Origin of the sequence: Pleurocapsa sp. PCC 7327 (genome assembly GCF_000317025.1) — a bacterium.
Taxonomy (GTDB): Bacteria; Cyanobacteriota; Cyanobacteriia; order Cyanobacteriales; family Microcystaceae; genus Hydrococcus.
On sequence record NC_019689.1, the window covers coordinates 2,946,465 to 2,965,218 of the forward strand.

Sequence of the window (18,754 nt, forward strand, 5' to 3'; positions counted from 1 at the left end):
CTACAGGGCAGAGGCCACCAATTGCTGGGTATAGGCATGTTGGGGATCTTCCAGTACTTGGTCGGTGAGGCCCGCTTCTACCACCTGGCCGTACTTCATCACCAGGGTGCGGGTGGTCAATAGCCGAATCACTCCTAGGTCGTGGGTCACTACAATCATGGCCACGCCCAACTGCTGCTGAATTTCCAGGATTAAATCCAAAATTTTGGCCTGCACCGACAGATCTAGCCCGGTGGTCACTTCATCGAGAAACAGTAGGGGCGGGTTGGTGGCCAGGGCACGGGCAATTTGTACCCGCTGCTGCATTCCGCCGGAGAAATCGCTAGGTAGCTCGTCCATTCGTTCTGGCAAGATTTCGGTGCGCTCTAGCAGGGTGCGGGCACGATCCCGAATGGTGCTGTAGTCCAGCAGATCGGCCATCAACAGCCGCTCGGCAATGTTGCCCCCCGCCGATACCCGAAAGTTCAGTCCCAGGTGGGGGTTTTGGTAAACCATGCCAAATTTGTGGTGCTGCAACCACCGCTGCTGCGCCCCATTTAGGCTAAACAAGTCATAGCTTTGGACGGTCTCAGTGGCCTCATCCCCATCGCGGAAGACGGCAGTACCAGCGGTGGGCAACTGGTCGAGATACAAAGTCTTGACCAGAGTGGACTTGCCGCTGCCCGATTCCCCCATAATGCCGAGGATTTCGCCCGGATAGAGGCTAAAAGACACCTCCTGCATGGCCACTAAACTGCCGCAGTGGGGACAGATATTGGTTTGGGCAGTGGCTCCGGTGGCACTAAGGCAGTGGGGACAGCCCGCGCCATAGATTTTAGTCAGGTTGCAAACATCAAGCAAGGGTTGCATGGGCAGTCTCCGGAGTGGGCTGGGGCACAGGGGGATGGGCCTCTCTCAGGGTGGTGAGGCAGTAGTCGCTGTCGGAACATTGATAGATGCGATCGCCCGCATCGTTCAGACATTCATCTAAAAAGCTGGTGGTCGATCCACAGATGGCACAGGCGCGGCGGTGGCCCCGCTCATCGGTGAAGTCCTCCACTTGAAAGGGAATATCATCAAAGGACAAAGGTTCGGCATCGGTGTAGGGCGGCACGGCATAGATTTTCTTTTCCCGCCCCGCCCCAAACAGGTACAGCCCCGGCGACTGGTGCAGTTTGGGCACATCGAACCGAGGAATGGGGGATGGATCGATGACGTAGTGGCCGTTGATGCGGGTGGGATAGCGGTGGGAAATGGTGATTTCCGAAAACTTCACCATGTCCTCGTAGAGCTTTACCCACAGGCGGGCATAGTCTCCCTCACCATGCATCCGCTTGCGCTTGGCCTCGCTGGCTTCCACCAGCACCAGGGCATCGGGATAGGGCACCTGCAATACCAAAATTTGGCCCAGCTTGAGGGGAAATTCGGGAATCCGGTGCCGAGTTTGAATCAGGGTGGCCTCAGGGGTGTGGCTGGTCATTGTGACACCGGGGCTAGTGGCGGCCACAAACTTGCGAAGGTTGACCGCATTCACCGATTCATCGCTGCCTTGGTCAATCACCTTGAGGGTGTCGGTCGGCTTGAGCAGCGATAGAGTAATCTGCAAGCCACCCGTGCCAAAGCCCCGCGCAATCGGCATTTCCCGCGACGAGTAGGGCACCTGATAGCCTGGAATAGACACGGCTTTTAGCAGGGTGCGACGAATTTCTTTTTTGGCATAGTTATCTAAAAAGCCGAAGCTTTGGGGGGGAGTGACGGTGGGAGTTAGCATGATGGGTAGAAAATAAGGAGTCGGAAGTCGGGTGATCTCAGAGGTCTTTGGATAGGCGACTGGGATGTTATGAATTGCCGAGGGTAGCCCCCAGAATCTGGGTCTTCTAAGGACAATGCTTCTTAACTTGAGACTGTTTCGCGCTGCTGTTTTTGAGTCGTTCTGAGCCGATCCAGGTCGGACTGGAAGGTGACGTAGTGCGGCATTTTATAGTGGGAGGCAAAGCCCATAGACTCGATGCCGTCGATGTGGAGCAGCACAAATTCCGAATCTTCCGAAGGGTTATCAGCCCCATGCTGTTGTCCCTTTTGTAGGGCACGATCCAGCACCGCCATGGCAATGGCCTTCACTTCGTTGTGTCCCAGACAGGCACCGTAGCCAAGGCCAAAGGTGGGAAGATCCTCCCCATCCTTCGCTTCATACATGGCGACCACCTCGCACTCAGTCATTAGCACTTCGCCTACCTCCATTGGTTCTCCCGTTATGGGGTGGGGCAAATACACAGGTAGATAACCCACCCGCAGCTCCGCCACCGTGGGGTGGACATCGCCGTAGCCGCGCATATTGGAGTAGGCAATGGCCAAAATTGAACCCGTTTCGGCCCGTGCCATGGTGGCCAGTGCCGCCGAACGGGGCACCGGAAATACCAGCGGTTCGCGGGTGATATCAAAGGCCGGGGGGGCAGACTCCGTGGCCACCGGGGGTAGCAAGCCCTCTGCCCGCAAGCTGTCTAGCACCTTAGGAAAACTTGTGGGAAGCTGATGTTCTGGCAGGGTTTTGAACCAGTCCTGGACTACCTGGCGAAATTGCTCCGGCGACTCATTCAGCAGTTCAAAGCGAAACAGCCGTTGCAGATAGTCGCTGGTTGGCCCCAGCATTTGCCCACCGGGAATGTCTTTGAATGCCGCTGAAATTCGCCGCACCAGACGCATGGAATCCGTTGGATGGGGCAGGGTAATTCCTAACCGGGGGCAGGTGGAGCGATAGGCCCGCAGAAAAAATGCGGCTTCCAGGGTATCCCCAGCGCTTTGTTTAATCGCTAGGGCCGCTAGGTCGGGATGGTACAGCCCCCCCTCCGACAGCACCCGACTATGCAGGGCATGGAGTTGATGTTGAATCATTCCAGGGGTGAGAGGGGTTTCGCTAGCCCCTTGGGTTCTTAATACATCCAGGAGTTTAATAGCCTCGGTAATGGCTGTTTCTCCCCCCTTAATGGCAACGTATCCCATCGGTTTATCCTCGTATAACAGTGCTGATCCAGGCCACCTAGGGTCGCCTGTAGTTGAGAAGATCTTCGCCCTATCACCCCATGCTGATCCGCGTTGTTCGGGGCAAAAACACCACCTGAGTAGCATCCACCAAGATCAATTCAGCCCCCAGGGGAAAATGCTGTACCCATTGCGCTCGATGGGTGAACCAAGCGGCATCAAACCCATCGAGATGGAGGGTGCGCTGGCCCAAAATGCCAGGGCCACAACAGTCCAGATGCAGGCGACCCTGCCCCAGGCGTTGTCCCTGTAGAATCACGGTTGCCCCCAGTTCTGGGCTGTCCAACGTACCTAGGTGGGGCTGGAAGTCGGCGGGGGGGGCTTGGGTGCCATCGGCCACAATAAAGCGAGCTTCAGCCAGGGGCGCATCGGGCACATTTAGACGGCGGCGATCTCCCGGCGTTACCAACGTATTTAAATCGTGGATTGTCACTGAGGAATCTAGCAGCGTAGCCAACACCGCCAACAAAGCCGATTCTTGCTCCAACCAAGGGCCGAGGTTGGCGATGACACCTGGTTGGCTATTGCATTCTAGCAAGTGACGAAAAATACTTTGCTGGCCTTGCTCTTGCCATAGCGGTGCGAGTTCAACAGATATCATCGGAGTCCTCCTGACTGAGTAGGGAAAAGTTGACGCGGGTTCTAGCCAGCATGGCCCCCCGCTGGGCTAGGTCTCGTTGTCGTTGGGCCATGCCCTGCTGCACTAGCTCCGCCACCTGGGGCCAGCCCTCCAGCCGATGGGCCAAAATAGCATCGCACACCGCTAGTGCCGTGGCCAAATTGGGCACATCACTCATCACCTGGGCGGCTCCGGACCAGTGCTCTCCGTCGGCACCACTCATCACCACGGAAGCGATGGACAGGGGCAGTTCTCCCAGATAGTAGGGGTGGTGGAAAACGCTATCGACTAGTTGCAGCAGGGTGAGGCCCGTTTCTGGCAGGGTGTCGTAGGTGATATGCCAAGGCCGACCTAGGGTATCGGCTAGGTCAATCAGGGTTTGGGGCGGGTGAGCGGTGAGGGCGCGCACCCATTGTTCGCGAGGGGGGAGATCCGCTGGGATAAAGCCGTTGCTATCATTCTGGGCATGGGGCTGACCGTCTGCTGGATGATAACCGTTGCCGTTGCCATTGCCGTTGCTATTACCGTTTCTATTGAAACCGTGAACCTGAACCATTAGGAAATCCTCCGTCGTAGCCAAACTGAGAGATAGTCCACTAGCACAATCGTCACCAGAATAATGATGATCAGAGCCGCAGACTCGTTGTAGCGAAACAAGCGCAGGTTACTGTGGAGAGCCAACCCAATTCCCCCGGCCCCCACTAGCCCCAGCACCGAGGCCATCCGCACATTGCGGTCAAGGATATAGAGGGTGTACCCAACCATTTCCGGCAAGATAGAGGGCACAGCGGCCAGCATCACCACCTGGATAAACCCGGCTCCGGTGCAGCGCACGCCATCGTAGGTGCCTGCGGGAAGGCGCTCCATGCTTTCGGCGAAAAACTTACCCAAGAACCCAGTGGTGTGAACCCCCAGAGCCAAAATCCCTGGCAGTGGCCCCAGCCCCAGGGCACTGACAAAAATTAGGGCCAGCATTAGGTCGGGCATGGCCCGCATGAAGTTAAATAGCTCGCGGGTGCTCCGATAGACCGCTGGATGGGGCGAGAGGTTTTTAGCCCCAAGGGGAGCCAGGATAAAACTGCTGGTGAAGGAAAAGACCGTACCCCAGAGGGCAATGGCTAGGGTTTGCAGCATCAGCAGCACATACCTAGGCCAATCACTAAAGTCGGGGGTGCGGTAGCGGCTGAGGTATTCCAAGCTGTTGCCAAAGCCCGCTAGCACCGTCGGAAACGATAGCCCTAGGTGCCAGATCATCAGGCTCACCAGCCCCACCCCTAAGGCAACCCAGAGAGGTATCCAGTTTGTGGGCTTGGGCGGCAGGGGTGAAAGTCCTGTGGGGGAGGGTGAAGGAGAGGAGGAAAGCATGGGTTTGAGAATCCTTTAGGTAAGCAAGTCACGCTCAATCACGTCCAGTTGAGCCAGGAGAAACATGGTTATGCTCGATGCTGTCTCATCCCGCCAGGGGACGCTAGATCACGCGGCTACGGACGCGGTCAGACGAACGGTCGAGTAGGGTGACAACGATGTAGATGGCGGTGGCGATGAGAATCAGTCGTCCGTAGTTAAACAACCGCAAACTCATCACCAGTTCGTAGCCAATGCCACCCGCCCCCACCACCCCTAGCACTGTAGCGGATCGCACATTGTGATCCAGGATGTAGAGCAAGGTGCCGATGAAATCTGGCAGAGCCAGGGGAAACACCGCCAGCATTAGGGTTTGGAACCAGCCCGCCCCGGTGGACTGCACCCCCACCACGCTGCTGCCGTTTACCACTTCTATGCTTTCGGAGAAAAACTTGCCTAAAAAACCCGTAGTGACGAACACCAGCGCCATCACGCCCGGCAATGGCCCCAGCCCCACCGCCGACACAAACACCAGCGCCCAGACTAGTTCTGGCAAGGCTCGCATTAGACTGAGCAGGTTGCGGGTAGCGTGGTAAATCACTGGGTGGGGGCTAGTATTCCGTGCTGCCAACACCCCCAAGGGCAGACTTAGCACCATCGCTATCGCCGTCGAGACCGCGCCCATTTCCACAGTTTCGAGCAGTTTGCTACCCAGAGTGGGGAAATAGCTCCATTCGGGCATGGTGAGCCAGTGACCCATAAACCGTACTAAATTACCGCTGGATTTCACCAAATGCACCAAGTTGAGATCCACCATCACAGCGGTGATGCCCAGAAGTAGTGCAAACCCTAGCAAACCCAGCCACCAGCGTACCGAGAGCCGTCCGGATCTAGTAGGCCGTTGCCACTTCCAAGCCTTCACCGCCATGAATATCCTCCCGTTGATAAATAGTGTTCAGAGTGCGTTCATTTTGGGCAAGCTCGGTGGGGCCACCGTCAAAGACAATTTCGCCCTTGTTCAGGCCCACGATGCGGTCGGCATAGCGCATGGCCAGATCAACCTGGTGTAGGTTGGCCACAATGGTGATGCCATCCTGTTGGCAAATTTCCCGGAGCAAGCCCATCACCTCTTCGCTAGATATCGGGTCGAGGCTGGCCACAGGTTCATCGGCCAAAATTACCGTGGGTTCCTGGCAAAGGGCACGGGCAATAGCCACCCGCTGCTGTTGTCCGCCAGAAAGCTGGTCGGTGCGTTCCCAAGCTTTTTCAGTTAGACCCACGCGGCTGAGTGCCCAGTGCGCCCGCTCCATGTCCTGGCGGTTGAAGAGGTAAAGGGCGCTCGTCCACCAAGGGCGATAGTAGCAACGCCCGGTCAACACATTGGTCATCACATTCAGGCGACCCACGAGGTTGAACTGCTGGAAAATCATGGCTGTGCGAGAGCGTACTCGACGCAGATTCCGGGACGAGAGCCGCTGCCCCTGTACTACCACTTCACCAGTGGTCGGCGTTTCCAGTCCGTTGATCATGCGCAGCAGCGTAGACTTACCTGCCCCACTTGGCCCCAAGATTACCGTAAAGGTGCCAGGGTCAATGGTTAAACTCGTGGGCTTCAGGGCGACAGTCTCCGAACCATAGGTTTTGCTAACCTGGTTCAAGTGAATAAAAACCATCTTGAGAAAAATCCTAAAACAATGGATCACCATCCAAAACATGATGTCGGGGGCTATGACCCAGGCGTTTACGGTTGGCGACAGGTGAGTCATCGCGAGCCCTAGACCGCAAACCATGAACGTTGCTAGCCCGCTGCCGTTGGCTTGCTAGACCACTACTTCAGCATTTCCTCTCGGCTCAGACCTAGGGTGCTAATCATCGAGCGAATCAGGTCATAGTCGGCGGGGGTGGCAGCTTCATAGCGCAGAATTTCGCCGTAGCCCGTCACTTCAATATCGTTATGGGCATTGAGGATGACGTCGCGGATTTTAGTCTTGGTATCTTCATCCAGGTCGCTCCGGTAGACTAGAGGAGAACCAGGAAGCGCCTCAGACTTCACCAAAATGCGAACGCTTTCTGGGGTAATCAGCCCCTCCTTCAGCATTTTGCGATAAGTAATCTCGCTCATAGCAGCGGCATCCACGGTGCCATTCTTCACTGCCAGGCCTGCCGCATCGTGGGAACCGGCATAGGTGAGTTTGCCAAAGAAATCTTCGGGCTTCTTTCCGACCACTTCAGACACCATAAATCTAGGCACCAAACCCCCAGAGGTAGAGGCCGGATCCACCAGGGCCACATTCTTGCCTTGCAGATCCTTGATGGATTGAAGGGGGGAATCTCCCGGCACCACAAAGATGCTGTGGTAAGTAGAGGTGCCATCAGCGGTCACGCCCACCGCAAAGGCTTCAGCACCCGCTTCTTTCTCTGCCAAAATGTAGGAAAGCGGCCCAAACCAAGCCACGTCTACCCGATCCTGCCGCATAGCCTCGATCACCCCAGCATAGTCCGTGGCAGTAAAGACCTTCACCGGGCGACCCAACTTTTGCTCTAGGTAGGCACGCATCGGTTCAAACTTGTCGATCATCTCCTCATTGTTTTCAGCGGGAATTAGCCCCATGACCAGTTCATTGTTGGCCGTGCCCGCCACGTCTTTATTGTTGGCCGTGCCCGCCACGTCGCCACCCTGGGAACATGCCACTGCCGCCAGGGATATCGAAAACAGCGAAGCCAGTAAAAATTTACGACGAAACATGGGTGTAAAGCTCCTAGAGAAGCCGGGAAAGTTAAGAAAGTCAGGCATCCATCACCGGACATCCCTATCCTAGGATCACCAAATTAAATGGCAAGAATGCTAACGTTATGGTTCACTTAACGCCGAAACTATACAAGTTCCAGGACTTAAGTCTGAAAATTCCTAAAGTGCGCCCTATAAACCTATATAAGTTGACTAAGAAATCAAGAATTTAAGAATTTATTTTTTTAGATTAAATTTAATTCTTGATTGACTTGAGTCTATGATTTAATTTTTAATTGGCCTAAATTTATGAAAGCTAGGCAGAATCCTGGTGGCCCCCCTATCCTCAAAGGAAGGTAGAGGCCACAGGCTATTAGTCCATATGTCCCCTACTCTGCCTCAAGCCCCTCATGAACCGTTGGGCGGCAACTCAGGACACTCTCATATCGCCCTGCCATTATTAACCCGTGCGTTCAAGGAAACTGCGATGTCAGTGGCAGCACGTCTAGCCATTATTGTGGCGGAGAGTTTATGGGCCTATTTGCCGCCATGCATCTATGTCACCAGCGCTATCCAGGGTGATTGAAGCGTAGCTGCAACGAAGTGCAATAAGCTCAAAACTATTGCTGTATAGGCGTTTCAGACGTCAGTTTTTCCAGGCTAAAATCTACACAAACTAGCTTAAGCATAAGTTCAGCTTACAGCGGTTTCCAGGTAAATAGAGTGCACTAGAGTATCGTAAAAAGTAGCGAAAAATGAGACCATACTCCATCGACTTTCGCGAGAAAATCGTCCGTGCCGCTCAAGAAGAAGGAAGTTCCATCCGAAAGACAGCCCAACGCTTCATGGTGGGGAAAAACTTGGTCCAAAAACTACTCAAGCAGCAGCGCACTGAAGGTCATGTCATCCCTGGAAAGCAGGGTGGTTCGATGGTCAGTCCAGTGATGCAGTACAAAGACCAGTTAATCGCAATCTATGAGAAAAATAATGATGCGACCTGAGCCGAATATTGCGAACTACTCGCCGATGAAACAGGTGAATGGTTTAGTGTCAGCGCCATGTGCCGTGCTTTACAGAAGCTAGAGTTGATTCGCAAAAAAAACGATGCGCTCCAGCCAAGCGCAAAGTGAGCGAGTCCAACTCCTTAGGCAAGAATACTGGTCAACAGTCTCAGGAATAGACCTTAAAAACCTCGTGTTTTTGGACGAGATGGGAGTACTCATGGGACTGACGCGAACTCACGCCCGTGCCTTACCTGGACTCAGAGCCTATGACTTCAAGCCCTTCTACCGTGGTTCTAAAGTCAGTGTCATCGGTGCCATCTCCAGCACAAAAGTGCTTGCTGTAATGACGCTTGATGGGTCAATGGACGCTGCCGCCTTTAAGGTTTATGTCGCCAACGTTCTGGTTCCAGAACTATGGCCTGGTGCTGTAGTGGTTATGGATAACCTAGCGGCTCATAAAGTCGAAGCGATTGAACCCTTGATTAAAGCTGTTGGGGCAAGTGTTCTGTATATGTCACCGTACTCGCTGCTCAATAACCTGACTTCGGCACCGGAATGACAGTTAACTTCGGCGGGTCTAAAGCGAACGCGAAGCGAGGGCTGTGATGAGTTTAGGATCGCGCTGAACAGATGAGGATGTCAAGCAGCGCGAAGCGAGCCTCATGAGGATGGTTTGTGTGTCTCGGAATTGGCGCTCGATTTTTGTGAGCCAATCGTGCTGGTGAGCTTTCGCATCGATTCCCCTTTAAGCGGCAGTCGAATAGAATCGTGAACAATGCGGTCGAGGATGGCATCGGCAATGGTGGGGTCTTGAATTTGGGCGTGCCACTGCTCCACGGGAAGCTGGGTCACAAACAAACAAGATTTGAGCCGATAGCGGTCGTCAATGAGGTCGAGGAAATCGCGAGCCTGATTGACATTCAAAGCATCGCGTACCCACTCATCAAGAATGAGCAAATCAAATGAGAGCAATCGTTTGCGCAGCTTTGGGAACGAACCATCTGCTTTGGCCAACTGAAGCTCAGTGAGCAATTCGTGGGTTTTGAGATAGCGAACCGAATAGCCAAGACGACAAAGATTCTGGGCCAACACCGAAGCGAGGAACGTCTTGCCAACCCCCGTGGGGCCGAGGATAAGGAGCTGAAGATGGTCTGCGACCCATTGACCCCCAGCCATCTGTAGGAACTGGGTTTTGGCTAAACCTCGGTTAATGGAGTAGTCCACAGCCTCAAGGCTAGGGTGGCTAGCCTGAGGCAGTGTCGCCTGCTTAAGCCGCCGGGCTTGGCGGAGTAATTGTCGTCTGAGGTGCTCGCGTTCGACGAGCAGGGAGAAGCGCTCATCAAAGGAGAGGTCTAGGTAGGTGGGCTGGGTCTGTTGGTCATTCCAGGCTTCCAACATGCCGAAGAGCTTGAGGGTCTGAAGCTGTTCAATTGTGGCGTTCATCGTAATGGGGAGATAAAAGGTGGGTCGAAATCGATGCCATTAATGGGGAAGGTCAATCGGAGAATCGATTAACCGTAGTAGGTTTGTCCGCGCAGATTGTCGTGGTCGGCGGTCGGCGAAACCGCTGGGTCGGGAGTCGCCGTCAGGACATAGCTGTCGCGGTTATTTTCCAAAACCGAGCGCAGTCGTTTGAGACCGACCAGATTGAAATGGTTGGCATAGCGACAGGCCGCTTCGAGCCGCTGGCCTCCGTATCGAGTCGAGAGTGACTGAACGCCTTTGAGGGTGCGAAAGGCCTGTTCTTCGTGGTCTTTGAGCGCGAAGATGGATTCAACCTGCTCAAGGGTTTGGGGGCCGATGCGCCCCGCCCAGTTCAAGAACATCTCCTTGGACTGACGCTTGTAAGCCCAATGCTCAGGCGGCATATGCTCCGGTCGAGTCGTATGACGATAGGGGACTTTAGAGCGCTCGTGGCAGGCCACTCGGCGGTTTTCGTAGAAGACTTCGACTTGGTGCTCACTGACTTTGACGCTCACCTGGCGCTGGACCAGGCTGTAGGGAAGAGAGTAGTAGTGCTTCTCCACTTCGATGTGATAGTCCAGGCTGACTTTGGCTGGCTTCCAAGTGGCAAACTCAAACGGCCGTTGGGGTAAAGGAGATAGCTCAGCGCGTTCAATTTGGTCAAAGAGCTCTTGGCGCGACAGGCCATATCCTTTCATCACCCGAGCATTGAGCCGCTTCAAGCGCTCCCGAATCGCTTGATTGAGCGTCGCCATACTGGAGAAGCGTTGGTCACGCAACGGCGCTAGAATCTGCCGCTCTACCTCCTGAACCGCTTTCTCGACCTTCGATTTGTCCTTCGGCCTTTTCGGACGAGCGGGAATCACGGCGACACCGTAATGTTCGGCGAAGTCTTGATAGCTGCGGTTGATGCCCGGTTCGTAGCGGCAAGCTGAGGTGACACCCGATTTGAGATTGTCGGGGACGACGGCCTTGGGCACACCGCCGAAGAAAGCCAAAGCTCGTTGGTGAGACCCTATCCAGTTCGGCAGACTTTGGGACTCGGTCGCTTCGGCAAAGGTATAGTTGCTCGCCCCCAATGTTGCTACGAAAATCTGGGCTTTGACCTCCTGATTGAGCACGGGGTCATAGACCGCAACGGTCATGCTGCAGTAGTCCACAAACACCTTCTCGCCTGCGGTGTGGCTTTGGCGCATGGATAGATTTTGCCCCCCTTTCCACCTGCGGTATTGGCGACAGAATCCGCCGTAGCTGCAATTCCATTGCTTCTTATCGAGTCCTTCTTGCCACAGCAGCGCTAGGGTCACCCCTTTGCGCTGGAGGTCTCGGTGAACCGGTTCGAAGTCAATCTGCTCGCTTGGACTTGGAGACTGACGCTGGCCTTTGCCGAGTAACGCTTTCGCATCACCATCACTCAGCTCACCCAAGCTCTCGTAGCTCAGTCCTTGGCCCACGGCACGTCGCACATAGTCTTGTACCGTTGAACGCGCCACAGCACAGCTACGGGCAATCTCACATTGGCTGTAACCCAGTCCGTGCAGCCGCAATATCTCGCGAAATTTCTCCATTGGCATTGGTCGTCCTTGGCGATGTCGGGGCATGAATCTCGCACTCCACTGCTGGGTAAATCCCAGGCAGTTTAGGCGATTCAGACCTCGCTCTTTCGCTTCGAATAGACCCTGCCGAAGCAACCGTCACTCGGGTGCCGAAGTCGGTGTCATTCACCTGCCGAAGCAACCGTCATTTGGGTGCCGAAGCTAGGTGTCATTCACCTGCCGAAGCACCCTGTCATTCGGGTGCCGAAGTTCATGTCATTGTGCAGGAGCAACGGTAATTAGTAGGTTGGAACAAATCGGGTATGATTCACTGACGGCGTTACGGGAGCAAGATGCTGCAAGAGTCACAAAAGAGATATCCGAGATGATGGGTTCGACATGTTGGCACAATAGTCCTCAAGCTCGGTCAGCGATTCAAGCGATCATTGATCTAGCAAAGCGTGGAGCCATCAGCTAACACGTCATTGGAGCGGACTGAGCAAGATGCTTTCTGCTGCGCTTCGAGTTTCTTTGCAGCCGCTCAATTTTGCCGTTCTGCCGCCTGAGTCATGGGTGGCGGTAATTTAAAGGTTATTTGTGGGTGCTCACTATCAAGTTGTTCTGGAGAGAGCCCTACAGGTATGGTCTTGAAGTTGACGGTAGTAGTCACTATCGACCATAAGGCTGTTTGTCTTTAAGCTGATTGAGAAGCGTACACATCAGCAGCACCAGGCAAAGCGGGTAAGCCCTTACATCGATCTACTGGCAACTCAGTTTTGAAGATTCACACTTTTTTAAAGTCTTGCTTGAATACTAGAAATCATCAGGCATTTACGTTATTGCCTGAAGTTGATATTCCTAACCTACCTTGGAGATTCAATGATGAGACGAGTTCTAGTAGTCACCCTGTCAGTTTTGATGCTGTCGGCTTTCTCAGCAACGATCGCTCAAGCAGAAGGAAACACAGCGAATCCCGCAACTACTAATCCAGAGCAGCCCACCACTAGTTCACTCTCCCCCAATGATTTGTTTTCTCTTGCCTATCGAGGGGCGTTTCGCGTTCAAGGAATTCCTGGCTATCCGGCTCTCGCCTGTGCTTATGTTACACGCCAAGTTACGGCTCGCGATTTAATCAGAGTTGCGATCGATGTCAAGAAACTGCCTCCGGCGACTTTATCTGATACCAGATACTTGAACGTTGTGGATACGAAGCTGGCAAATCTTAGCCGCAGTTGCGATCGCTAAAACCTGATTTAGGCTGGAGGCTGGAGAAGAAGTCTTGCCTTCAGCCTTTTGGTAACTTGCTCAATCAACTAAAGATAGTCATCATGATTCTTACTCGACGGCATTTTGTCACAGGAGCGACAACGATCGCAACTGCACTCGCATTCGGTCAATTTAGCGTTCAATCTCGGTCATTGAAACCTAAAAAATCAACTGCAAAGGATTGCATCTTTATTTGTAACGAAGACTCTAACACGTTATCAGTCATTAACCCTTTAACGAATCAAGTTGAGACAACCATTAACCTAACGAGTTTCGATGAAGATGCTCGGCCCCCATTTCGCTTTGTGACAGGTGGAGTCATGCCAACTCATGCTGCAATGATTTCTAAGCCGCTTTATCATGGCGCAATTCACATTCATGGCTCGGCTCCCTCACCCGATTCGCGATTATTAGCTGTGACAGGGCGTGGAACGAGCAATCTCTATCTAATCGATGTGGAAACGAAACGGGTGATCGGTAATCAATTGAATCCTCTAGCAGAACCGGGAAAAGTTGTAAATTCTGAATGGCTATCCAGTGGTTTGCTACTAGGGCGCGAACCCCATGAGCCGACTTTTACTCGGAATGGTAAGGAACTTTGGGTAACGCTGCGTGGTGAAAATCGAATTGCTATTTTAGAAGTTACAGCGGCACTGAGTGCGTTGCAACAGGGTATCACCACAGAAGTCGTGCGGCAGTACGTTCGGACGATCGCTGGTCCGGCACAAGTTTGGTTTTCTCAAGACGGTCAAACTGCTTTTGTCATCTCCCAAAAAGTTCCGATTGTTGAAGTGTTTGAGGTCAATCCAGATCAACGCGGGTTTAGCCGTCCGAAGCTAAAAACTCGTTTAGATGTCCGCAAATATGATCCCTTTGGCTTCACCCCATTTCAGAAAACGACCCCAGATGGACAGGAAATTTGGTTTTCTCATAAGCTCGCTGATGCTGTCTCCGTAAGAGAAACCAATGGCTCGTATCGCGTCTTGGATTTTTTGGCTTTGGGCGATCGCGCTCGTCCTAACCATCTAGAATTTGTTGAAAATGCTCAAGGTAAAGTTGCCTATGTGACCCTTGCAAGAGTCGATGATCGAAGTGGGGGGGGCGTTGCATCGAGTCAGGTTGCGATCGTGGATCGATCAGTCTCACCTGGAAAGCGGTCTATCGTTAGCACATTTTTCACTCACGGGCGCGAGGCCCATGGACTGTGGACAAATCCAGAGAATACTCGTCTCTACATCGCCCACGAACAAGATGAACTACCCGGTACGCCTGCGGCTGGACAAACGGTTTGCACTGTGTTTGATGTCTCAACGCCCCACAAACCAACCTTCATAGTCCAAATTCCACTAGGCGAACTAGAACTACCTTCTGGTAAGTTACGTAACAAGAAAAGCATCAACCTTGTTTATGTCCGCCCTGGTGCACCTAGCCAAACTGCCTAAAATCTGATGGGGGTACTGAACAATGATTCGCTTTCTGGTTCAATGTTTAGCGATCGCATTAATCCTGTTAGGATTTCTACAACTCCCTGCATTATCTGATGGATTAAATCGTCATTCTCAACCCTGTTTCAAAGCTGATACAGCGTTTGTTCAAGCAATGAACGTTGGCATGGAAAAAATGATGACTGAGATGCATCAACCTGACATGACAGGGAATGCAGATGTTGATTTTCTGGCAATGATGATTCCCCATCATGCAGGAGCCGTAGAAATGGCGCGACTTGTTTTACTTTACGGAAATGATCCACTTGTCCGTCAACTGGCTGAAGAAATTATCGCGTCACAACAAGTGGAGGTTACAGCCATGAAAGCCAGATTGCTAGTGCTCAAGAAAGGCGAGAACCTGAAGCCAGACGACTTCCCAGCGATTCATGGAACACGCGGGAATTTCAATGCTAGATCTACGATGAAAAGAGCAACCATTTGGAATTAAATTAAAATGTCTAGTGCTGCCAGTGTTTTAATTATTGAAGATGATGCAAGCCTGTGTGAGACGGTGCAGCTTTACATTGAGCGCGAAGGACTACGCTGCCTGACAGCCGCTAGTGGAGAAACTGGAATTGTCCAAATTCAGCGATTCCGTCCTGATTTAGTTGTGCTTGATATTATGCTACCAGATCGAGATGGATTTCAAATCTGTCAAGAGTTACGATCGACGCAATGCTTCATGCCGATCCTGATGCTTACGGCACGCGCTGAAGAAGACGATCGCGTTCGAGGACTTGCAATGGGTGCGGACGATTACCTGACAAAACCTTTCAGTGCCAAAGAACTCGTCGCGCGAATTCACGCACTTCTAAGACGCGCTTATAGTCAAGGCTACCGGGCGGTTCTTTCCACGCAAGATGTGGTCATCGATCGCGAGCAACGCTATGCCTATCTTAATGGAACTCAGCTTGATTTGCGCGGCAGAGAGTTTGATTTACTGGCACAATTAGCGAATTATCCAGGTCGGGTCTACACTCGTGAACAACTGCTGGAGCGGATTTGGGGATACGACTTTGAAGGTGATGCACGAATTGTCGATGTCTACATTCGGAAGTTGCGAGAAAAACTAGAAATTGATCCGGCTCACCCTAGCTATATCCAAACTGTTTGGGGAATTGGCTACCGCTTTCAGGGAGGCGACAGATGAAACCCTGGCAAAGCATCTCGACTCGATTAACCCTGACCTCGCTGTCTATTACATTGGGGAGCCTAGTTGGCTTCTTTCTGATCCTAAATGCTACTTTGGTACGATTTTTCATTCAAGATGCTCAAGCTGGCTTAACCCAACAAGCTGCCGCCCTGGCAAACCATACGCTATCCGTTTGGCATGATTTACCACGAATTCGTCAACTGGCTAATCTGAGTAGCCAGCAGGGACGAGGACAGGTCATCATTGTGGATGGTCAGGGCAAACCAAGAATCATCTGTCGGGGTATCGAAGATCCCGATGCGATTATCCTTCCTCCCGATGGCATTGCTAAAACTTTAGCTGGAGTTCCTCATAGTGGAGAACTTCATGTGCAAACCAATCCGACCTATTCAGCTTGGCTCTACAGCACAGCTCCCATCCGAAACGCTCAAGATCAAATTGTGGGTGCGATTTTTGTGGTGATGCCACTGAGGCGACCACAACAGTTCGCCAATCAAGTTGGAGGAGTCGTAATGGGTGTTGCGATCGCGGCAACGACCTTAGCTGCGGTGGCAGGATGGCTCATTTCTCGCAGTTTGACTTATCCGCTGCGAATCCTGCAACAGCAAGCTCAACGACTAGAAACTGGAGATTACTTGGCTCGTTCTGGTCTAACTGGTCACGATGAACTTGCACAACTCAGCCGTCTACTTGACCAGATGGCTGATAAACTCATGCAAACCCTCACCGCCTTGCAAGCTCAGGAAACCGCGCGGCGGGAATTGGTAGCGAACGTATCTCATGACCTCCGAACCCCACTTTCCAGCCTAAGAGTTGGCATAGAAGCAATTCTAGACGGTGTGGTTACAGGCAACAAAGCTCAGATGTATCTGCAACGAGCATGTCATGAAACCGATCATCTTTCTCACTTAGTCGAGCAACTCCTGTTTTTGGCGAAAGCAGATGCAGGACAACTCAAAATCCAGCTTCAAGTCGTTTCTGTCGTGGCGATCGCGCAAGAGTGTATTTCTCGAATGCAACCCTCTGCTAGCAAAGCAGGGTTAGAACTAAAACTTTGTGCTGAACAGAACTTACCAAGTGTACAGGTTGACCCAGCTTTGACCGGGCAGGTGATCATCAATTTACTCGATAACGCTATCAAATATGCCTCTGAGGGCAAGCTAGTCTGCCTGAATATCCTATCTCCGGCAGAGAAAAATCAGAAAAAATTTGTGCCGCTTCAAGTTCAAGACTATGGACAGGGAATGGAAGCTGATGTGGTTCAACGAGCAACCGATCGTTTCTACCGAGGGAGCAATTCTCGCCCTAGAGGAGGGATGGGGTTGGGACTCGCGATCGCCCAACAGATTTGTCAATTGCAAGGTGGAAGTTTACAGATTACGAGTGAGATCAATCAGGGAACTGTAATTACATTATTGCTACCGATCTCAGTCATTCGAGACTGTCATGGTTGATCACGATGGCAACAACACAACACATAGCAACAGGAGTTAAGGTACAATAGCGTATGGTGCGGTGTAGTGTGGTGTGGTGTGGTGTGGTGTGGTGTGGTGCAATAGGTTGTGGTGCAATAGGTTGTGGTGCAATAGGTTGTGGTGCAATAGGTTGTGTACCTGCAGCGGCAGAACAATCCCGTTGCACACCGACCGTATTAAGTTAGTTGGTGAAGAACGAGAGTTTACGAGCGGCGGGTGAACGGGGGCGTTCGTCAGCAGGTGCTGTCCATTTTCTCAAACCCAGGAGACGTTTCATGGCTACCCAGGACACTTTCGCTATCCAATTGCAAGACGGAAAACCCCAGATTCATCGGGATTGGACCGTCGACCAATTCATCCAATACGTAGAGCGCGCCGACCGAAAAGTTGGCGCAAGCTTGGAGGCCACAGAGAATCGAATCGCGGCCATTCAGAAGGACGTCGTCGGCAATCCGGACATAGCGGTTGAGTATTTCATGTTGAAGCAGGCGCAGAGTCGAACTGACGAACTGCTGAATTGTGACCTCGATCCGCTAAGCTCCGAACATCAACGCAATCGGGTCGATCAGTACCATTTGTACAGCGAAGTGGGTTCGGCACTCCTGTATCGCGATCTGCGTTTTCAAGGCAAATCAAAGTTCTTTACGCTCACGTGGCCAAACTTCAAATGGCCTCCGTACAAATTTAACGATGCCGCCTCGTCCGCAAAGGTGTGGGGAGCACACATAGTTTTTGAGCACTCTTGGTATCGTGGACGACGCCTTTATCTGGTTGGGATCCCTTACGCCGAGTTCCCCGATTTTCGCGAACTCGATTTTAACGATATAGCGTCTTCGATTGCGGGACTGCCATAGCCCAGGCGAAAGCTGACGAACAAGGCGGTGAACCCGAGCGGCGGCTCGGGCGAATTCTGAAATCAAAGGTGCTTGGCTGCCGCCGGCTTACCTTGGTCGTTATGCCGCTGGACACTTGGTGAGGGCAGTGCTTTGAAATTGTTGATAGGTCGATCGCTTTGACCAAAAAATGAGAGATATCTGTCTTAGGTAAGGTAAATTGTTAGATTTCGGATACCCACCATTGATTTGTCGTAATTTCCGAACCATACCCTCAAAGAAGGCTTGAGTAACATCAGATTATAGCCTTAAAGGAGAAACCCTTATGGATTATTCGACATTTGGTCACGATCACCACGGCTACAGTCACGGAATCCACGACAGTAGCTTTACGCACTCCCCTTGGACGCACGGAATCCACGACAGCATGACGCACGGAGTAACTGACTGTAAGGATTACCTGGGACATCCCCCCGCGCCTCATGGCATTTCAGCAACTCAGGGCATGAATGGCAGTCTACACCAACAGATAATTAACCAGGCAGCTAGTGCCCACAGCTACGACCATCATGTCAATAGCCATGTTAGTGAGCCTAGATACGGCGAATCCAAATCAGACTACCACAAGGGCTGGAGCGATTACTACAAAAGCCAGGCTGAGTACAACGCACGCCATGGTTGGGTATCAGATGCACAATACTCAGCAAGTCATGCGGCTTCAGAAAAAGCTAAGAGCGATTATTACAAGCACTATGGGCAATAAGAGAGCCATGGCTTATTAAAACAATGAGCAAATGTTTTTTCAGCCTAGGGTTGGGGAAACTGTGC

The 18,754-nt window shown here is 52.4% G+C and carries 21 protein-coding genes; 10 read left to right on the forward strand and 11 right to left on the reverse strand.

What is annotated here, in order from left to right; translation table 11 throughout:
- The 5 genes from PLE7327_RS13180 to phnG form a co-directional block, all read right to left on the reverse strand.
- On the reverse strand, window positions 1–849 hold the full coding sequence (locus PLE7327_RS13180; RefSeq protein WP_015144311.1) for an ATP-binding cassette domain-containing protein: 849 nt from the start codon (window positions 847–849) through the stop codon (window positions 1–3).
- The gene (locus tag PLE7327_RS13185; protein WP_015144312.1) at window positions 833–1,750 is read right to left on the reverse strand and encodes an alpha-D-ribose 1-methylphosphonate 5-phosphate C-P-lyase PhnJ; all 918 of its coding nucleotides are present in this window, start codon (window positions 1,748–1,750) and stop codon (window positions 833–835) included. Before PLE7327_RS13185 ends, PLE7327_RS13180 begins: the two co-directional genes overlap by 17 nt.
- A 122-nt stretch (window positions 1,751–1,872) precedes the next feature.
- On the reverse strand, window positions 1,873–2,979 hold the full coding sequence (locus PLE7327_RS13190) for a carbon-phosphorus lyase complex subunit PhnI (RefSeq protein WP_015144313.1): 1,107 nt from the start codon (window positions 2,977–2,979) through the stop codon (window positions 1,873–1,875).
- A 73-nt stretch (window positions 2,980–3,052) separates the two neighbouring features.
- Window positions 3,053–3,619: a phosphonate C-P lyase system protein PhnH gene (phnH, locus tag PLE7327_RS13195; RefSeq protein WP_015144314.1), complete on the reverse strand. Its 567-nt coding sequence runs from the start codon at window positions 3,617–3,619 to the stop codon at window positions 3,053–3,055.
- Window positions 3,606–4,046 (reverse strand): phosphonate C-P lyase system protein PhnG, encoded by a 441-nt coding sequence (gene phnG / locus PLE7327_RS26595; protein ID WP_371265299.1) that lies wholly within the window; start codon window positions 4,044–4,046, stop codon window positions 3,606–3,608. Before phnG ends, phnH begins: the two co-directional genes overlap by 14 nt.
- A 3-nt stretch (window positions 4,047–4,049) precedes the next feature.
- Between phnG and PLE7327_RS25825 the strand changes: the two genes are divergently transcribed.
- On the forward strand, window positions 4,050–4,196 hold the full coding sequence (locus tag PLE7327_RS25825; RefSeq protein ID WP_254657974.1) for a hypothetical protein: 147 nt from the start codon (window positions 4,050–4,052) through the stop codon (window positions 4,194–4,196).
- On the opposite strand, the gene phnE (PLE7327_RS13205) is transcribed toward PLE7327_RS25825, so the two are convergent.
- The 4 genes from phnE (PLE7327_RS13205) to phnD form a co-directional block, all read right to left on the reverse strand.
- Window positions 4,193–5,002, reverse strand: coding sequence for a phosphonate ABC transporter, permease protein PhnE (gene phnE / locus PLE7327_RS13205; protein WP_015144316.1), 810 nt, complete (start codon window positions 5,000–5,002; stop codon window positions 4,193–4,195). The two genes, PLE7327_RS25825 and phnE (PLE7327_RS13205), sit on opposite strands and share 4 nt — an antisense overlap.
- 103 nt (window positions 5,003–5,105) lie before the next feature.
- Window positions 5,106–5,909: a phosphonate ABC transporter, permease protein PhnE gene (gene phnE, locus PLE7327_RS13210; RefSeq protein WP_015144317.1), complete on the reverse strand. Its 804-nt coding sequence runs from the start codon at window positions 5,907–5,909 to the stop codon at window positions 5,106–5,108.
- Window positions 5,872–6,654, reverse strand: coding sequence for a phosphonate ABC transporter ATP-binding protein (phnC, locus tag PLE7327_RS13215; RefSeq protein WP_041393276.1), 783 nt, complete (start codon window positions 6,652–6,654; stop codon window positions 5,872–5,874). The genes phnE (PLE7327_RS13210) and phnC overlap by 38 nt, the downstream gene beginning before the upstream one ends.
- 155 nt (window positions 6,655–6,809) lie before the next feature.
- Window positions 6,810–7,727 (reverse strand): phosphonate ABC transporter substrate-binding protein, encoded by a 918-nt coding sequence (phnD, locus tag PLE7327_RS13220; RefSeq protein ID WP_015144319.1) that lies wholly within the window; start codon window positions 7,725–7,727, stop codon window positions 6,810–6,812.
- A 737-nt stretch (window positions 7,728–8,464) separates the two neighbouring features.
- Between phnD and PLE7327_RS13225 the strand changes: the two genes are divergently transcribed.
- Entirely contained in the window at window positions 8,465–8,710 is a 246-nt protein-coding gene (locus PLE7327_RS13225) for a hypothetical protein (RefSeq protein WP_083888299.1), read from the forward strand.
- A 103-nt stretch (window positions 8,711–8,813) separates the two neighbouring features.
- Window positions 8,814–9,272, forward strand: a complete 459-nt coding sequence (locus tag PLE7327_RS13230) for a transposase (protein ID WP_051036436.1) — start codon at window positions 8,814–8,816, stop codon at window positions 9,270–9,272.
- A 101-nt stretch (window positions 9,273–9,373) separates the two neighbouring features.
- Here PLE7327_RS13230 and istB read toward each other — a convergent pair whose 3' ends face one another.
- Together istB and istA are read right to left on the reverse strand one after the other, a co-directional pair.
- A complete protein-coding gene (gene istB / locus PLE7327_RS13235; RefSeq protein ID WP_015144321.1) occupies window positions 9,374–10,156 on the reverse strand; it encodes an IS21-like element helper ATPase IstB in 783 nt (260 codons plus the stop codon).
- A 68-nt stretch (window positions 10,157–10,224) separates the two neighbouring features.
- A complete protein-coding gene (gene istA / locus PLE7327_RS13240; protein WP_217523121.1) occupies window positions 10,225–11,745 on the reverse strand; it encodes an IS21 family transposase in 1,521 nt (506 codons plus the stop codon).
- 846 nt (window positions 11,746–12,591) lie between these two features.
- Here istA and PLE7327_RS13245 point away from each other — a divergent pair.
- The 7 genes from PLE7327_RS13245 to PLE7327_RS24400 all read left to right on the forward strand — a co-directional run bounded on the left by PLE7327_RS13245 (window position 12,592) and on the right by PLE7327_RS24400 (window position 18,689).
- Window positions 12,592–12,957, forward strand: coding sequence for a hypothetical protein (locus tag PLE7327_RS13245; RefSeq protein WP_015144324.1), 366 nt, complete (start codon window positions 12,592–12,594; stop codon window positions 12,955–12,957).
- A gap of 83 nt (window positions 12,958–13,040) precedes the next feature.
- On the forward strand, window positions 13,041–14,420 hold the full coding sequence (locus PLE7327_RS13250) for a YncE family protein (protein WP_015144325.1): 1,380 nt from the start codon (window positions 13,041–13,043) through the stop codon (window positions 14,418–14,420).
- A gap of 22 nt (window positions 14,421–14,442) precedes the next feature.
- Window positions 14,443–14,913: a DUF305 domain-containing protein gene (locus PLE7327_RS13255; protein WP_015144326.1), complete on the forward strand. Its 471-nt coding sequence runs from the start codon at window positions 14,443–14,445 to the stop codon at window positions 14,911–14,913.
- A gap of 6 nt (window positions 14,914–14,919) precedes the next feature.
- Window positions 14,920–15,615, forward strand: coding sequence for a response regulator transcription factor (locus tag PLE7327_RS13260; protein ID WP_015144327.1), 696 nt, complete (start codon window positions 14,920–14,922; stop codon window positions 15,613–15,615).
- Window positions 15,612–17,072 (forward strand): HAMP domain-containing sensor histidine kinase, encoded by a 1,461-nt coding sequence (locus PLE7327_RS13265; RefSeq protein WP_015144328.1) that lies wholly within the window; start codon window positions 15,612–15,614, stop codon window positions 17,070–17,072. Before PLE7327_RS13260 ends, PLE7327_RS13265 begins: the two co-directional genes overlap by 4 nt.
- 296 nt (window positions 17,073–17,368) lie before the next feature.
- The gene (locus PLE7327_RS13270; RefSeq protein WP_041392397.1) at window positions 17,369–17,947 is read left to right on the forward strand and encodes a hypothetical protein; all 579 of its coding nucleotides are present in this window, start codon (window positions 17,369–17,371) and stop codon (window positions 17,945–17,947) included.
- Between the two features lie 304 nt (window positions 17,948–18,251).
- The gene (locus tag PLE7327_RS24400) at window positions 18,252–18,689 is read left to right on the forward strand and encodes a hypothetical protein (protein WP_015144329.1); all 438 of its coding nucleotides are present in this window, start codon (window positions 18,252–18,254) and stop codon (window positions 18,687–18,689) included.
- Window positions 18,690–18,754 lie beyond the last annotated feature (65 nt).

Bases quoted from the DNA above. Each gene is read 5' to 3' on its own strand.
- PLE7327_RS13180 (WP_015144311.1), bottom strand. From the start codon at position 849: ATGCAACCCTTGCTTGATGTTTGCAACCTGACTAAAATCTATGGCGCG.
- PLE7327_RS13185 (WP_015144312.1), bottom strand. From the start codon at position 1,750: ATGCTAACTCCCACCGTCACTCCCCCCCAAAGCTTCGGCTTTTTAGAT.
- PLE7327_RS13190 (WP_015144313.1), bottom strand. From the start codon at position 2,979: ATGGGATACGTTGCCATTAAGGGGGGAGAAACAGCCATTACCGAGGCT.
- phnH (WP_015144314.1), bottom strand. From the start codon at position 3,619: ATGATATCTGTTGAACTCGCACCGCTATGGCAAGAGCAAGGCCAGCAA.
- phnE (WP_015144316.1), bottom strand. From the start codon at position 5,002: ATGCTTTCCTCCTCTCCTTCACCCTCCCCCACAGGACTTTCACCCCTG.
- phnE (WP_015144317.1), bottom strand. From the start codon at position 5,909: ATGGCGGTGAAGGCTTGGAAGTGGCAACGGCCTACTAGATCCGGACGG.
- phnC (WP_041393276.1), bottom strand. From the start codon at position 6,654: ATGGTTTTTATTCACTTGAACCAGGTTAGCAAAACCTATGGTTCGGAG.
- phnD (WP_015144319.1), bottom strand. From the start codon at position 7,727: ATGTTTCGTCGTAAATTTTTACTGGCTTCGCTGTTTTCGATATCCCTG.
- PLE7327_RS13225 (WP_083888299.1), top strand. From the start codon at position 8,465: ATGAGACCATACTCCATCGACTTTCGCGAGAAAATCGTCCGTGCCGCT.
- PLE7327_RS13230 (WP_051036436.1), top strand. From the start codon at position 8,814: ATGCGCTCCAGCCAAGCGCAAAGTGAGCGAGTCCAACTCCTTAGGCAA.
- istB (WP_015144321.1), bottom strand. From the start codon at position 10,156: ATGAACGCCACAATTGAACAGCTTCAGACCCTCAAGCTCTTCGGCATG.
- istA (WP_217523121.1), bottom strand. From the start codon at position 11,745: ATGGAGAAATTTCGCGAGATATTGCGGCTGCACGGACTGGGTTACAGC.
- PLE7327_RS13245 (WP_015144324.1), top strand. From the start codon at position 12,592: ATGATGAGACGAGTTCTAGTAGTCACCCTGTCAGTTTTGATGCTGTCG.
- PLE7327_RS13250 (WP_015144325.1), top strand. From the start codon at position 13,041: ATGATTCTTACTCGACGGCATTTTGTCACAGGAGCGACAACGATCGCA.
- PLE7327_RS13255 (WP_015144326.1), top strand. From the start codon at position 14,443: ATGATTCGCTTTCTGGTTCAATGTTTAGCGATCGCATTAATCCTGTTA.
- PLE7327_RS13260 (WP_015144327.1), top strand. From the start codon at position 14,920: ATGTCTAGTGCTGCCAGTGTTTTAATTATTGAAGATGATGCAAGCCTG.
- PLE7327_RS13265 (WP_015144328.1), top strand. From the start codon at position 15,612: ATGAAACCCTGGCAAAGCATCTCGACTCGATTAACCCTGACCTCGCTG.
- PLE7327_RS13270 (WP_041392397.1), top strand. From the start codon at position 17,369: ATGGCTACCCAGGACACTTTCGCTATCCAATTGCAAGACGGAAAACCC.
- PLE7327_RS24400 (WP_015144329.1), top strand. From the start codon at position 18,252: ATGGATTATTCGACATTTGGTCACGATCACCACGGCTACAGTCACGGA.